Annotated in this window: 13 protein-coding genes; 7 read left to right on the forward strand and 6 right to left on the reverse strand. The window is 40.5% G+C overall.

From position 1 onward, the window contains the following. Positions 1–286: 286 nt before the first annotated feature. Positions 287–1246 carry a ribonuclease Z gene (locus RM368_RS17495; RefSeq protein WP_322695231.1) on the reverse strand — a complete coding sequence of 320 codons (960 nt, stop codon included), beginning with the start codon at positions 1244–1246 and terminating at the stop codon, positions 287–289. Positions 1247–1764: 518 nt separating this feature from the next. On the opposite strand from RM368_RS17495, the gene RM368_RS17500 reads away from it, so the two are divergent. Beyond that, positions 1765–3513, forward strand: a complete 1749-nt coding sequence (locus RM368_RS17500; RefSeq protein ID WP_322695232.1) for an endonuclease — start codon at positions 1765–1767, stop codon at positions 3511–3513. Positions 3514–3714: 201 nt separating this feature from the next. On the opposite strand, the gene RM368_RS17505 is transcribed toward RM368_RS17500, so the two are convergent. Together RM368_RS17505 and cobU are read right to left on the reverse strand one after the other, a co-directional pair. Continuing rightward, the gene (locus RM368_RS17505; RefSeq protein WP_322695233.1) at positions 3715–4134 is read right to left on the reverse strand and encodes a hypothetical protein; all 420 of its coding nucleotides are present in this window, start codon (positions 4132–4134) and stop codon (positions 3715–3717) included. A gap of 52 nt (positions 4135–4186) precedes the next feature. Further along, positions 4187–4762: a bifunctional adenosylcobinamide kinase/adenosylcobinamide-phosphate guanylyltransferase gene (gene cobU / locus RM368_RS17510; RefSeq protein WP_322695234.1), complete on the reverse strand. Its 576-nt coding sequence runs from the start codon at positions 4760–4762 to the stop codon at positions 4187–4189. Positions 4763–5276: 514 nt separating this feature from the next. On the opposite strand from cobU, the gene RM368_RS17515 reads away from it, so the two are divergent. The 6 genes from RM368_RS17515 (at position 5277) to RM368_RS17540 (ending at position 12532) form a co-directional block, all read left to right on the forward strand. Beyond that, complete coding sequence (locus RM368_RS17515) at positions 5277–6104, forward strand: hypothetical protein (RefSeq protein ID WP_322695235.1); 828 nt, start codon at positions 5277–5279, stop codon at positions 6102–6104. A gap of 168 nt (positions 6105–6272) precedes the next feature. Further along, complete coding sequence (locus tag RM368_RS17520; protein WP_322695236.1) at positions 6273–7205, forward strand: glycosyltransferase family A protein; 933 nt, start codon at positions 6273–6275, stop codon at positions 7203–7205. 175 nt (positions 7206–7380) lie between these two features. Further along, a complete protein-coding gene (locus RM368_RS17525) occupies positions 7381–8337 on the forward strand; it encodes a glycosyltransferase family 2 protein (RefSeq protein WP_322695237.1) in 957 nt (318 codons plus the stop codon). Between the two features lie 2 nt (positions 8338–8339). After that, entirely contained in the window at positions 8340–8921 is a 582-nt protein-coding gene (gene hpsU / locus RM368_RS17530) for a hormogonium polysaccharide biosynthesis acetyltransferase HpsU (RefSeq protein ID WP_322673612.1), read from the forward strand. Between the two features lie 626 nt (positions 8922–9547). Then, on the forward strand, positions 9548–11944 hold the full coding sequence (locus RM368_RS17535; RefSeq protein WP_322695238.1) for a response regulator: 2397 nt from the start codon (positions 9548–9550) through the stop codon (positions 11942–11944). A 111-nt stretch (positions 11945–12055) separates the two neighbouring features. Continuing rightward, positions 12056–12532, forward strand: a complete 477-nt coding sequence (locus RM368_RS17540) for a hypothetical protein (RefSeq protein WP_322695239.1) — start codon at positions 12056–12058, stop codon at positions 12530–12532. 177 nt (positions 12533–12709) lie between these two features. Here RM368_RS17540 and RM368_RS17545 read toward each other — a convergent pair whose 3' ends face one another. The 3 genes from RM368_RS17545 to RM368_RS17555 form a co-directional block, all read right to left on the reverse strand. Beyond that, complete coding sequence (locus tag RM368_RS17545) at positions 12710–13009, reverse strand: protealysin inhibitor emfourin (protein ID WP_322695240.1); 300 nt, start codon at positions 13007–13009, stop codon at positions 12710–12712. Positions 13010–13182: 173 nt separating this feature from the next. Then, positions 13183–14262 (reverse strand): M4 family metallopeptidase, encoded by a 1080-nt coding sequence (locus tag RM368_RS17550; protein WP_322695241.1) that lies wholly within the window; start codon positions 14260–14262, stop codon positions 13183–13185. A 415-nt stretch (positions 14263–14677) separates the two neighbouring features. Then, positions 14678–15394, reverse strand: coding sequence for a class I SAM-dependent methyltransferase (locus RM368_RS17555; RefSeq protein ID WP_322695242.1), 717 nt, complete (start codon positions 15392–15394; stop codon positions 14678–14680). Between the last annotated feature and the right edge of the window lie 506 nt (positions 15395–15900).

Genomic DNA, 15900 nt, shown 5'->3' on the forward strand with positions numbered 1-15900 from the left:
CTATCTCTCCAGATGTACGGAGTTTTTTCAGAAATCAAATACTAGTCCTATAGTTAACAGTAAATTCTTGGTTAAATAATTAACTTACTTGTAAAAAGAAGCTACTGTTTATTTGCTTGATTTTATGATTGAGACTATTAAAATCTAAGATAAAACCTGGTTAATTTTAGATTTTAGATTAGAAGCGTTCAATAGAAAATCTAAAATCTAAAATCGTTAGACTGAGCGTAGCCGTACCCTTCCGGGGAAGCAAGCTACGCGTAGGTTCCGCAGGAAAGTCCAAAATTTAAACGCCTACCTTGGTTAACTCTACTTCCCGTCGTCTGGGTACTTCATGAATCATAAAATCGTAAGCCATATCAGTACGGGGAAAAATAGCACGAGCTTCTTTGAGGAGATCCTTCAACTCTAAAGTATTTCCGGGAGCATAGCGGGGACTGAAATGACTCATAATCAGTCGATGCGCCCCAGCAGCTAAAGCTGTTTGCGCTGCCATTGTGGTTGTGGAATGTAACCGCTGGAAAGCCATATCTGCATCTTGATGGGCAAAGGTTGCTTCGTGAATTAATACATCGACATCATGAGCTAATTCCACTGCACCATCACAATAAATTGTGTCTGTACAATAGGCAATCTTTCGACCAATTTCTGTAGGGCCGCACAATTGAGTGCCATCAATCACCCGTCCGTCTGTAAGGGTAACTGTTTCACCCCGCTTGAGTTGACCGTAAACCCGACCAGGAGGAATTTGCAACGCCTTAGCTTTTTCCACATCAAAGCGTCCGGCTCGGTCTTTTTCGGCTACGCGGTAGCCAAAAGCTGTAATCCGATGATGCAAATTACCGCAGCTAACGGTGAAGTCATCGTCTTCATAAATTATCCCTGGACGGATGGCGTGAACTTTGATTGGGTAAGAAAAATGCGTGTAGGAATAACGTGAGGCTGATTGAATGTAATCATTTAATCCAGGTGGGCCATAGATATCAATTCGTTCCACATTGCCAGCCAAGCCGCAAGTAGCAAGAAGTCCCATCAAGCCAAAGATGTGGTCGCCGTGCATGTGGGTGATAAAAATTCGGGAGAGTTGACTGATTTTCAGTTCACTCCGCATAATTTGATGCTGAGTACCTTCGCCACAATCGAATAACCACAGTTCTGCTCTTTGGGGTAATCTCAGAGCGACACTGGAAACATTGCGCGATCGCGTGGGTACACCGGAACTCGTCCCTAAGAATGTTATCTGCACAGTGTTCTTTAGTCTTCCTATTGCTCAATTTGCAGCTCTATTTTCTATAGTGGCACGGTTATTAAGCAAAATATTTAGGAATTTGAGCATTGGGTATGGGACAAAACAGTTCCGAGTTCCGTTGGCGGGGCATTTAGCCCGTTCTCAGTCCTGAATAAAAAAGTAAGATTCCCCACTCAGCACTCTTGAGGAGCATAAAGCATTTGTTACTAGTTATTCTCGCAATGTTCTTCTCACAATTTAGTATCCGCAAGTGACTAGATAATAAGTTGATAAATACCAAATGACTGCTGTATTATTGGTTGTGTTATGACTTCTTCTTGGGAATCGAAGTACATCTCTTAATACAAACATAAGCTTGCACTCAATAGTTGATTTTTGACTGAAACAGATAGATTGTTTTGCTTGTTTTTCTTAGTCAAATGGCTTGAGAAAAACTTCAATTTCTTTGCTTCTCATATCTTCGGAATGGCGCTCCAACTGAGTTAAGTCTCTATTTGCAATTAAGGAGAATGTTCATGAGTTCTTTCCGAAAAATCTTGTACGCACTATGTTTTATCGTTTTTCTTGTATTCTGGCTTCCTTCAGGAATCGCTCATGGTGTACAAGTTACATCTTTAGTAGGAAGTCCTACGCAATTAACAATTACCACCTTTAACGTCGAAAACCTCGATCCTAAAAAGGAAAACGTCTCTAAGGTTGATGATAGGTCTCCCAGAAACGTCGATGATGATGTAAAAAACGGTAAGTTTACAGCTTTGGCAAATCAGATTGTTACTAATCTTGAAAAACCAGACATTATTGCTTTGCAAGAAGTACAAGACAATGATGGAGCTGAGTTAAGTTCTGTAGTTGATGCTACTCTGACAGCTGACACTCTCATCAGTTCTATCCAATCTGTAGGAGGCCCAGCCTATGAATATCGGGAAATTCCTCCTCAGAACGGACTTGATGGAGGCCAACCAGGTGGCAATATTCGGGTAGGCTTTTTGTTCAATCCTCAACGAGTTAAGCTACAAAAGCTTGAACGCTTTGCGGACGATCCAGCTTTTTTAAACAGTCGGAAACCTTTAGTGGGTGAATTTACTTTCAATGATATTCCGATCGCCTTGATAAACAATCACTTTGCGTCTAAAAGTGGAGGAGCAGCTTCCAATCGGCAGCGGATACAGCAAGCAACAATTGTGAACAAATTTGTCGAAAATCGCTTAACTACTGACCCAAATGCAAATATTGTCGTTCTTGGCGATCTAAACGATACTCCAGACTCCCAGCCGATTAAAATCCTTGAAGGAAATCAGCTGAAAAATTTGGTAAACAAAATTCCTCAAGATGACCGCTTCTCTTATGTCTTTCAAGGGAATAAGGAACAAATTGACCAAATCCTGATTACCCCAAATTTGTTTAACAATGGAAATCCTGAGATCAATGCTGTTCACGTTAACGCAGGGATTTCTAGAGCAGTCAGCGATCACGACCCTGTAATTGCTCGATTTACTCTATCAGCGATTGGTGAGACTACTCCCATTCCATCAGTCCCAGTTAGCAGTCCTGAACCACCAGTTACACCAGGCACAATTCTTTCTGGTGTCACAGGAGACGATTTACTAGAAAAACTAGATAGCCTTTACTCCCCTCGTGCTAGCCTCGGATATGGTAGCGCCCGTGATTTACTCTACACCAAAATAGATAACCAAGGCGGTATAATAACGGACATCTACGCTGGTTACAGTGTTCCGCTCGACCCAAATTCAGATAAACCTAGAGAGGAAGCAGCACGACACAGAATCAATGCTGAACACGTTTGGCCGCAGAGCGTGGGAGCTGAAGGCCCAGCAAAAAGCGATTTGCATAACCTCTTTGCTTCACGGATAGAAATTAACAGCGATCGCGCCAACTTTCCATTTGGAGATATTCCTGATAATCAAACTACGTCTTGGTATCTCGATGATGATGAACTAAGTTTCCAACCAAGTCCGCAGGATATTGACAAATACAGTGAATTCAAACGAGGATTCTTTGAACCACGGGAGGCGAAAAAAGGAGATATTGCTCGGGTAATTTTCTATTTCCGCACAGTCTACCCAGAACTGGCAAATGCAAGCTTCTTTGAAGCACAAAAGAATACTCTCTGTAAGTGGCAAGCAGACGATCCAATTGATGCTGGTGAGGTAGCACGCAGTCATGCGATCGCTAAAACACCCCAAGGTAATGAAAATCCCTTCGTGTTAGATTCTACCCTGCCACAACGAACCTACTGCAACTAAAAAAAACGCAGGTCTTAACTCTATCCTGGTGGAAAGAGTTTTAGACCTGCGTTTTTGAGAAATTGAGCAGATTGGTTTTTCGACAGTTGTTGAAGTTGCGATTGGTTTTATAGAAAACTCCAAGAAATAAATTATCCCGCTTGAAGTTGCTGACTGTTAACTGTGGGATATTTTTTTATTTGGAAATCCCATAGCAATTTTTTATGTAATATTCTTTACGAGCCGATCGCGAATTATTTGGAGTTGGTCTTGAGTTTTAATTGGCTCTCGCGGTGCTGGCAATTCAGTATTTGGCCAGTTAGGTAAATCATTGCAGGGACATAACAACGCTGGCATCCCGACGTTTCGCGCGGCTACTGGCATACTGCATCGGCTGCAAGGTAGCAGATTCCATACTGGTGTCAACAATTCAGCAATAGTTTCGTATGTACCCTCAAGGTAACAATCACCCGATTCCGGTGAAATAATTTTTTGCCAGCATTCTTCAAATTCTTGACTATAGCGATCGCCATTTAGCACCGATTGGGGCAAAAAGCTTGCCTTACCGTTGCCCGTAATCACTCTCTTACCCAACTGAAACCAGTAGGCAAGGTATCCTTTAACTTCTTGTTTGGTTGCCATATTACAATTCTAGATTTTAGATTTGGGATTTGGGATTAATTTGAATCAACAGTTAAGAATCTTGACTTCTGAATGTTCCAGCATCAGCTCTATTTGGCAATGGCGAACCAAGGATGCTGAGATTGAGAACATGGCCGCCAGTCACTAAATAAACAGTTTCGCTAAGTGTTGCTAGCTGTCTCACTAAAGAACCGAGGCGATCGCGGAACGCCCTTCCCAGGGGATAAGCTGGGATCACACCCCAACCCACTTCTTCTGCTACAAACAGCATATCAGCAGCAACCAATTCCACCGTCTCTAAAAACTCTGTAAGGGTATTTTCCCAGCTAGATTCATCCTCTTCTAGGAGATTAGCAACCCAAGTCCCTAAAGAATCAACTAAAAGGCAAGTATAGGGTTTGGCATCAGCGAGGGTAGCAGACAGTTCCACAGGTACAGATAGAGTTACCCAGTCTTGGGGACGACGTTCTTGGTGTTCTAAAATGCGTTGGTGCCACTCTTGGTCATCTGGGTTATCGGTAGCTGTTGCTATATAAATAACTGCTTTTCCTGATTGCATAGCTAAAGTTTCTGCCCATTCACTTTTACCAGATCGTGCTGGCCCTGTTACTAAGATGATTTTACCCAAAGTTTTTTACTGAGTATTTTAACAAGAGAGGCAGGAGGCAGAAGGCAGGAGGCAGAAGGAATATTGCCGTCGCCTCCTGTGGTTATTATTGCAAGTGAGATTGCGGTTTAAGTCCTTCACCAAAATCTACGATTTTGTAGATTGGAATTAGATGGGGTTGAGAGCAACAGATAAATTACGCCTAATGTGAATTAAGCTTTGAAACCCTTGTAATTTCATAGGTAATCCCAAAACTATGATTTTGAGTGAATCTAGAAACCCTTATAGAATAAGCGGTGTTTCTAATTCACATCAGACGTAAATTCCAATCTCCTGCCTCCTCTACATACCCACGGTTACAATCGATCGCCACATTTTTACTTCATGGGTGAGATTTTTTGTTTCAAATAACTTTTAAGGGATAAAATTAGCACCAACATCATTAGATGTTACAAGTGGCAAAAGCCAAAAATCCCAACTACCCCATTCTTAATTATTCAATACTACTGGGGACAGCAAACTTTAGGATGTCTTTATGAACGCAGGCTTAAAACGCATTGAAGCAACTCTACACGATTTAGGGAATCGCGGCACTGCCTCTACTGCCGAAACAACTGATTCGACAACAAAACGACCTTTCTCCTTTAGAATCAGCGTCGGAGCTAACGAACCTACAGAAAGTACACAAATTCCATCCTCTCAAGATGGGGAAGTAAAGTCACAAGGACAAACAGTTGATTTAAATGTAAATGCTGAGAACAATTATCCTTCTGACCAAAATTTCTTTCCTCACCATGAATCTGTGCAAACCTTTCAAGCAGAAGAGAATGGTAACAAAACACCCAGCCTACCCAAGTTGAAAACTCCGACCTTTAGTAGCCATCGCCACGGTGCGAATCCAGCATTGGCGATGAATCTATTGCAAGAAATTCAGGAAACTGTCGGCGGTTGGCAGATAGAATTGCAAAATATTTTGAAACAAATTCAGGATATTTACTTAGAAGGGCCAATTGTGAATGGCTGGTTAGAATCCAATCCCACCGAACCAGAACCAGGAGGAACTGCGACACTGCGCCATGCAGAAGTTGACCGCCTGATGAACTACGTAGAAGAAATTTGTGCCACTGGTGGAAAAGTATCTTATCAATCATCTATTACTGGCTATCGCCTCTGTGGTGTAGACGATACTGGTAAAGTTTGGTCGCGTCCATGTCCACCAGATCAGGTTCCCAATGTTAGTATGGCGATCGCTCGTTACCAAAAGTTACGTCAACTGTTAGGGCGCAAGCAATCTTTGGAAACTCGCCTGAGTCAACTGGCGCAAACTCTTGTAGTTTTACACAGTCATATTCAACAAACGTAAAGTTTTAAAGATTATTTCCGAAGAAACTCGGTTGGTAGGTCGGTAACTTTTGGTTTAGATTAACTCTCAGCAGTTATAGCGTTGGATTTAAGATTTTAATCTAAAATCGTTCGACTGAGCGTAGCATTCCGTAGGAAAGCCCCAAATCTCAAATCCAAAATTAAATCTATGCCAGACATCCAAATCTCTGCCATTATCTGTACTCACAATCGAGATACCTATTTAGGGGCTGCAATTGATAGTCTTTTAGCACAGGATTTTGCTGCTGAATTTGAAATTGTGATAGTTGATAATGGATCTAGCGATCGCACTCGTGAGGTTGTAGAACAAAGAACCTACGATCCGCGCTTGAAGTATGTTTTTGAACCCACCATTGGTTTATCTGTCGCCCGTAACACGGGTGCAAAGGTAGCCAGTGGTGATATTCTTGCTTATTTGGATGACGATGCCGTTGCCAGTAAAGGCTGGCTACAAGTTTTATATTCTGCCTATTACAATAATTCTAAGCTAGCGATCGCAGGTGGCAAAGTCACTCTCCTGTGGCCCCCAGGAATTCAACAACCACGATGGCTATCTCCAGGGCTAGCTGCAAATTTGGGTGCATACGACTTAGGTGACAGTAACATTTACATTGAGCAACCTGGCTTAACACCCAGAGGCTTAAATTATTCCATCCGCCGCAGTTTCTTAGAAGAAATTGGCGGTTTCGATCCTCATCTTGGTAGAGTGGGGAAAAATTTATTATCTAACGAAGAACTGCAAATGACCGAATTCGCCCTACAGCGTGGTTGGCAAGTCGCTTATCTTCCCGAAGCACTCGTCGCTCACAATGTAGCCCCAGAACGCCTCCAACGCTCCTGGTTTTTAAACCGGGGCTGGTGGCAGGGTATCAGTGAATGCTATCGAGAACAACTGGCTGGTAAAGCTGGGATCGCTCAATTACAGCGAGGTAGCGAACGGTTTGTGCGAGGCTTATATAAAGCTTTAAAGTATTTCTCCGATCCAGCAGAACGGTTTGACAAACTGGTGTATGCTTACGGTCAGATTGGTTACTTAAATGCTGCTATTCAGGGTCTTTTATCTACATCAAATAAGAAATAAAGAAGAATGGAGAATTCAGAATTCAGAATTCAGAATGCTTTTCTGTTAGGGATTCAACTACTACCTGATTGTAGACCTTCAAATCTACAATTTGAAAAAGGTTTAAAGTCCGCAATCGTATTCCAGTCCATTCTGACTCCTAACTTCTAACTCCTAACTCCTAACTCCTAAATATATGTCATCTAAAATACCAGTTTCAGTACTAATTCCGGCAAAAAACGAACAAGCTAACTTGCCTGCTTGCCTTACTAGCCTCAGCAGAGCAGATGAAATATTTGTAGTAGATTCTCAAAGTACCGACAACAGCATTGAGATTGCTAAAAGTTACGGTGTAAATGTCGTACAATTCAACTTCAATGGACGCTGGCCTAAAAAGAAAAATTGGTCTTTAGATAATTTGCCTTTTCGTAATGAATGGGTGCTAATTGTAGATTGTGATGAGCGCATCACCCCCGAACTTTGGTCAGAAATTGAGCAAGCAATTCAAAATGATGAATATACAGGTTATTATCTCAACCGCCGCGTATTTTTCTTAGGAAAATGGATTCGTTATGGCGGTAAATATCCTGATTGGAATCTACGTTTATTTCAACATAAAAAAGGTCGCTACGAAAATCTAAATACAGAAGATATTCCTAATACTGGTGATAACGAAGTTCACGAACACGTGATTTTGCAAGGAAAAGTTGGGTATCTCAAAAATGATATGCTCCACGAAGACTTCCGCGACCTTTACCACTGGTTAGAACGGCACAATAGATATTCCAACTGGGAAGCCAGAGTTTATTTTAATATTCTTACAGGTAAAGATGATAGCGGTACTATCGGCGCTAATCTATTTGGTGATGCCGTACAACGCAAAAGATTTTTGAAAAAAGTCTGGGTACACCTACCATTTAAACCCATTTTGCGATTTGTTTTATTTTATATAATTCAACGCGGTTTTTTAGATGGCAAAGCAGGATATATCTATGCACGTTTACTCAGTCAATATGAATATCAAATTGGCGTTAAACTTTACGAATTACGCAACTGTGGTGGTCACTTAAATACTGCAATTACGCCGAAGGAGGAAGCAGGGGAGCAGGGGAGGACAGAAGCAGAAGCAAAGCTATTGACCATTGATTCCTAACAATGACTAATGACCAACCTTTCGTAGATTTACGCAAATATGACCAATCTTGGTTTGACCGGGGGCGTCCAAGTTGGTATGTTTTATTATGGTGGTTTGTACAAGCGATCGCCTTTCCTCTCACTCCTCAACCGTTAAATATTCTACGTTGTGCTTTGTTACGATTATTTGGCGCTCGTATCGGCAAAGGTGTATTAATTCGACCCACAGCCCGCTTTACCTACCCCTGGAAAGTTACCATTGGTAACTACAGTTGGATTGGAGATAACGTAGTTTTATATAGCCTCGATCGGATCGAAGTCGGCGAACATTGCGTAGTTTCCCAAAAAAGTTACCTGTGTACTGGTACTCACGATCTCCAAGATCCTGCCTTTGGGTTGAAAACAGCGAGTATCACCATTGAAAATGGTGCATGGGTAGCGGCAGATTGTTTTGTTGGGCCAGGAGTGCAAATCGGGGCTAATGCTGTAATTGGCGCTCGGAGTAGTGTTTTTACTAATATGCCTTCTGGACAGGTTTGTTGGGGAAGCCCTTGTCACCCCAAAACGGCTCGGCTAAAACTCGATCCTTCCACAACCCCATAGATTTTTATAGATAAACATGGTAAGGGCGCGCAGCTAGCTGTGCGCCCTTAACTTTTCCATATATATATTTGTTTTTGGAAAGAGAATAAAAGTGCGATCGCTATATAGCTTTTTCTAATAAAAATGAGGTATATAGGACTAGTATTTGATTTGTGAGAGTTGCAACCCGTAGATCCCCGACTTCGTAAAAGTTACCGAGGATCTTGTTTTTCACGAATGCTTCAAGATTGTTATATATACTTCATCACTTGGAAACCGCTATTTTGTGGAAATAGTTTACTTTTATTTAATAAAATATTTTTAATTTAAGTCTAAAATTTGTGTGTATCTAAAAAAATTGGCAGAAAGTATTGTATCTCAAATCAGCCAAGAAATATCTTAAATAGCAAAATTATTTTTGCCATTCCAACAAGTAGGCGATCGAGTGCTATCTGCCACACATATTCATCAAGTTGCTAAAACAGAAGTTACGCAAACAATAGCTGAAACCCTGATTTTTAGATAGGAGTAATTTATGAATTGCCCCTACCACCTGTAGTTTTACGTAAGTATTTTAAAGATTTTATTTTCAATAAAAATCAAAATCAATTATAGAAGTTTTTAAATAAATTTAATAAGAGGCAAGTATGAATGTTAATACAAATGAAAAACCTATTATTTTAATAGTCGATGATACTCCTGTTAATTTACAAGTATTATTTGACTTTTTAGATTATTACAGTTTTCAAGTTTTAGTATCTGAAGATGGGCAAAGTGCCGTTTATATGGCAGAATATGCTTCACCTGACTTGATTTTACTGGATGTATTAATGCCAGGAATCGACGGTTTTGAGACTTGTAGACTTTTGAAAAAAAATCCAGCCACTCAAGATATTCCTGTAATATTTATAACTGCCATGAGTGACAAGGTAGATAAAGTTAAAGGTTTGAATCTTGGGGCTGTAGATTACATTACCAAACCTTTAGAATCTCAAGAGGTTTTAGCTAGGATAAATACCCATTTACGTTTACGGAACCTCACAAAAAAACTCACAGAGCAAAATAAGCGTTTAGAGATCGAAATCTTGGAGCGCCAGCGGGTAGAGGAAAAACTACGATGTCATTCAGATGCATTAGATGAGTGGAACAATCGCTATCAAGCACTAATTCAAGCAAGTGGTCAGATTCTCTACGACTGGCACTTGCATACCAATGAGATTAAATATGATGGCAATGTAGAGCGAATATTAGGTTACTCTATGTCTGAAATGTTGGGAGGTTTGAACCGCTGGTTAGAATTGATTCATCCTGACGATCGCAGTTTCTTTAAAAAAGAGGTTAACCGCGTTTTAGCCACAAAAGAGCGATTCCATCTTGAATTTCGTGTATGTCGTAAAGATGGCAGTTATATCACAGTTGAGAACAATGGGTATATCTTTTTAGACTTTACAGGTAAAGTTGCTCGAATGGCGGGCTTTGTAATTGATATTACCGAACAGCAAGCTGCGCTACGGGAACGCAAAGATGCAGAACAGAAAATCCGCGAGCAAGCTGCTTTGCTTAACATCACCACAGATGCGATTATCGTTCAAAATTTGATTAACCAAATTCAATTTTGGAATCAAGGGGCTGAACATCTCTACGGTTGGATGGCAGAAGAAGTAGTGGACAAGAATGCTAATCAGCTTTTTTATCAAAAGCAAAGTTTTTGGCAATTGAAAAACATCCAAGAAACTTTAGCTGAGAGTGGTGCGTGGGAAGGTGAGTTATATCAAGTCACAAAACAAGGCAAAGAAATCATTGTTGCTAGTCGCTGGACACTAGTGAATGACGATCGTGGGCAAGCCAAATCCATCCTGATTGTCAACTCCGACATCACAGAGAAAAAGCAACTTGAAGCCCAGTTTCTCCGGGCCCAACGGATGGAGAGTCTTGGCACTCTAGCAAGTGGCATCGCCCATGATCTCAACAATGCACTGACGCCGATAATGATGACAGTACAACTTTTAGAGGCAAAGCTGCCGGATGAAACAAGTCAGAAATGGCTGACAATTATGGAAACAAATATTAAACGTGCAGCAGATTTAGTTAAACAAGTGCTATGGTTTTCCCGCGGATCTGTAGGTAACTTTAAAACTTTACAGATACGGAATTCAATTTTAGAAATCGAAAATATTGTTAAGCAAACATTTTCCAGAGCTATTGAAATCCACATTGATGTTCCTGGGCAAAACCTGTGGGATGTCTTTGGTGATGCAACTCAAATACACCAAGTACTGATGAACCTCTGCATTAATGCTCGTGATGCTATGCCTCATGGCGGTATCCTCAAGATTTCTGCGAAGAATTTCTGGGTTGATAGCCATTATGCCCGAATGAATATTGATGCTAAGGCGGGTTCTTATGTGATGATTACCGTGCGCGATACAGGTATAGGAATTAAAAAAGAAATAATAGATAGAATTTTTGAGCCATTTTTCACAACAAAAGAAGTAGGTAAAGGTACAGGGCTTGGTCTTTCAACAGTCCTTGGCATTATCAAAAGCCACAGCGGTTTTGTAAATGTAGTTAGTGAAGTGGGCAAAGGTACAGAGTTTCAAGTTTGCTTACCCGTAACGCAAACAATCGAAGCAGATAGTAAATTAGCTAGATATCAGGAATTACCAGCAGGACATGGAGAATTAATTCTCGTTGTTGATGATGAAGATTCAATTCGAGAGGTTACTCAAACCTGGTTAGAACAAAATGCTTATAAAGTTTTAGTGGCTAGTGATGGTATTGATGCGATCGCACTATATACAAAACATCAACAAGAAATTAGTGTGGTGTTGGTTGATATGATGATGCCATATATGGATGGCCCAACAACTATCAATGTATTGAAAAAAATTAATCCAGATATCAAAATTATTGGTGTTAGTGGATTAGCCTCCAATCATGAAATGATTAAAAACCTTGGTAATAGTGTCAAAACCCTTTTGTCCAAGCCCTACACTTCAAGCGACTTGTTAATGAACTTACAGATGGTGATTAGCATAAAGTAGAGTTTGTCATTTGTCATTTGTCATTAGTGAATAACCAACTCCCAATGCCTAAGCAAAATGGTAAGTCGTAGTGGTAATATATTTTTATGGCTGCTCTAATCCTTGCTATTGATGAACAAACTATTGGATGAAACGCTGTCAATCAAAATTGCTGAACAGATAAACAGCAGACCTAGCACTCCCTTTGATAATGCTTATAAAGCAGCATTATCTACAAAGGGAGCAAGGTATATTCAGGGATTTTTAGCTTTTGCTGGGAAGCCATATAGACCGATCGAACACAGTTGGATTGAGCTAGACGACGCCTCTGATGTTCGGATTATCGATCCCACGTTACCTTACCTGAACAAAAATCCTCAAGAAATCTGGTATTTTGCAGCACATAGTCTGACTTTTAAAAAACTGAAAGCCATCATTGAAGAATCAAAAGAAGATTATCCAGAAGACGATCCATTGCCAATTTATGGCGATCCACCTTATGAATATTACGGTGATGTGATGTTGGGTGGTCAAGACTATCTGGCAGCATATCAAGCCGCAGAGGCTAAGTGCAAAGAAATCAACGAACTCAACCCTGAGAGTAACTAATAAAAGTGAATTAAATAATTCATAATTACGAATTACGTTACTATCATTTTGCCTTCACCGTGGGAGAGGGAGGTTGGGAGGGAGAGGTTCATCGAACTCACGTTTACTTAATCTAGTTTGATTTATTCTCAGCGACTTACTTGGCTTCAGAGACTTATAAGTAATTATTTTTACTTTTTACCTTTTCTGTGCTATCGTCTGTAGCCATTCAATTAGGGGTCTTAAGGTTCCTGGCAATGCTGACTCACTGACAGTCACTGTATGCTGCTTGCCGTTATCTTCTACTGTTAATTTATATTGAAAGCGATCGCTCTGGGGATTTGGCGAAGTAATTAGTTCCGGTAGCCTAAATAAATCAGCAACTTCCACTAGTTGGGGAAGTGTAGCAGCTTCATGTGGCGGGAGAGTATCTGTATCAACGGTTGTCTTCTTGGTAATTCCAGCAAAGCCGCCCGTGCGTTCAAATGATACCCGCATTTTTTTGCTCTCCGTTGTGTTATTTAGTTGAAATACATACTAAGACTGGGAGATGATAGTTCTCAACTCCCAGTTTAACAACAACAAACAACACATCTAAAAAGTTAGAAGTTAAGAGTTAGAAGTTAGAAGTTAAGAAAAACCTCCTAACTCCTAACTCCTCACTTTTAACTTTAAATAACTCCTACCTTTTGCCAAGCATTTCGCACAGCTTTTTGTTCATTACTGTCATTACCGTAGAGTTCGCCAGCAACTTGAATGGTGACGTTGGCAGCTTTTTTAAAATCTGCATTAGGACGTAAGCGATCGCGTAAAGCTATGTACCATATTTTGCCAGCTTTTTCCCAGGCATAGCCACCAATCTCAACAGCCGCTAGATAAAAGGCATAGTTAGGGATTCCTGAGTTGATATGTACCCCAGCATTATCTTCAGTACCAGTATATTTATCTTTCATATGGGCAGGTTGCGGATCTTTACCCATTACAGAGTCATCGTATGCTGTTCCAGGTGTTTTCATGGAGCGGAGGGCAACACCTTTGACAGTCGGTACTAAAAGACCTTCACCAATCAGCCAATCTGCCTCTTGTGCAGTCTGATTTTTAGTCTTTTGTTTTACCAAAGAACCAAAGACATCAGAAAATGACTCATTCAGTGCCCCAGGTTCGCCATAATACTGTAAACCTGCTTCGTACTGGGTTATACCGTGAGTTAACTCATGCCCAATCACATCAATTGATTTCGTGAAGCGTTGAAATAGTTCTCCATCGCCATCACCATAAACCATTTGGTCGCCGTTCCAAAAGGCATTGTCATATTTGACACCATAATGCACGGTGGAGTCTAAACGTAGTCCTTTATCATCAATAGAATTGCGATCGAACATCTCATGAAACAAGTCATAAGTAGCACCAGCAGCATCATAGGCTTCATTCACTGTTGGATCGCTGCTGGGAGGATCGCCCTCAGCACGCACCAGCGTACCAGGAAGTTGCTGCCCATTTTTCGCATCGTAGATGGTGCGGCGTTTCTCACCGGGAGAAGGCGCAAACGAGATATTACCTACAACATTTCTTCGTCCTAAAAATTGTGCCGAAATATTTAATGTATGAAATGCCCAAGTACGCTGCTGGGGATTGCCATTCACCACGACATTTTTTAGTATATGGGGTGGGATAATACAACAAATAGGGCATCTAGAGTATGGTGATTGCTCATGCTTGAAACCGACTGATTTCTTTTTATTTCGAGCCATCCAAGATATTCTCCTTTTGAAACTAAGTGATGGCAAACAGTGGCTTTAACTCCACTGGAGAAAGGAGCAGAAAAATGAATCCAAATCGCGTGTTCCTGGTTTCTTGTCTGAAGAAAATTTTCTACTCTGTATTTTTGGATAGGTCTGTAGAGGATTGATAGTATCCTCACGGCTACTTATGATGTGGAAATATTGTATAAAAACACCAAGCCAGCTTAATTACTGCAAGTTTCAGTCAAAACCCTTGTGTAAGTTAGCAAGACTTCCTTTACAGGCCTATTGAGTTTATATATTAGTTCTTATCAACAGAAATAATATTATTTATTGCTGTTTTGTTACTATCAAGTTGTTAATTCTATAAATGCCTATTGGAGACAGGAGAATCTCAAATCTAGGCATCCAAAACCTAAAATTTTCACAAACAGCCACCAAATACCGCTAGACCATAATATTTCCAAGGTACTGCAACTGTCTTAAATCCAGCTTTGCTCAACATTTGGAAATGAGCATCCAAAGTAGCTAGCTGGTCTTGGCTGGAGTAACCTTGAGTAGTGCTAGTGGCACGTTTAGCGCGAATCTCTGTCAAATTAATTCCCTGTTGAACTGCCCATTCCTCTCGTGCTGCTTTGTAAACTTCTGCTAAGGCTGGTGATTCTGGTAAGGTAGGATCTGCATTCCAAAAACAGCCGTCTTGAGTGAGGCTAGCAGCAATTCGCTCAAATAATTTCAACTTCATCTCATCTTGGAGATGGTGAATTGCCAAAGATGAGACACAAGCATCAAATTTGCTACCAATATCCAAGTTCTCTGGATTATTTGCCCAGTCGCCAAAATCTGCTTGTATACCAGTCCAGCGTTGTTGATATCCACCGGCTGTGATTTTATCTTGAGCAAATTGCAACATTCTAGGTGAGTAATCTAGGGCAATTACTTGAGAATCTGGAAAGCGGTTGAGTATCTTGAGACTAAGTTCACCTGTACCACAACCTAATTCTAAAATACGCCGACTTGTAGAAGTTAAACAACGGGTAATTACCTCCAACATCTCATCGTATCGCGGTAACAGTTGGCGAATACCAGTGTCAAAATCCGCAGTGTTGGCGAATACTTCTCCGGGAAATATTTGTTGCATAGGATTTGGAAAAAATAGGCAAATCAATCAATATTAATCATCAATCATTACTGGAATATATGCTACATCGATAATGAGCTAAAATATATTTTTTCAAAAACAACCTACAATATTGCTGAGAGATTGCTAAAGTCGTTCAGAGTGAGGAAAAGCAAAGTTAATTCTGAGCAGCCTAATATAACAGATAACGATATACTTCCAGATGAAACAAATCGTTAATTAGCATCGAGATTCTATGTAATCGCCGATGAAATCGTGGTTTTTCTAACATATAGGATGAATTTTTGGTCTTTCATATAGCTGCAAGCCTTACTATGATTGCCATCAAAAAACATTGCCGCGATTATTGCCGTTGTAATAATTTCCGCATCGCTCATTTCTCTGCGACAGTCTTCTTAGCGATCGCTCTTGCATTTATGGTGAAATAAGCCAAGAAGCTCTCTTTTCACTAACCTCTATCTTCTGTCAGGTGCGAACTAACATCAAACGTACTAATCTACCTCTAG

The organism is Nostoc sp. DedSLP03, from assembly GCF_034530815.1.
Lineage (GTDB): Bacteria > Cyanobacteriota > Cyanobacteriia > Cyanobacteriales > Nostocaceae > Nostoc.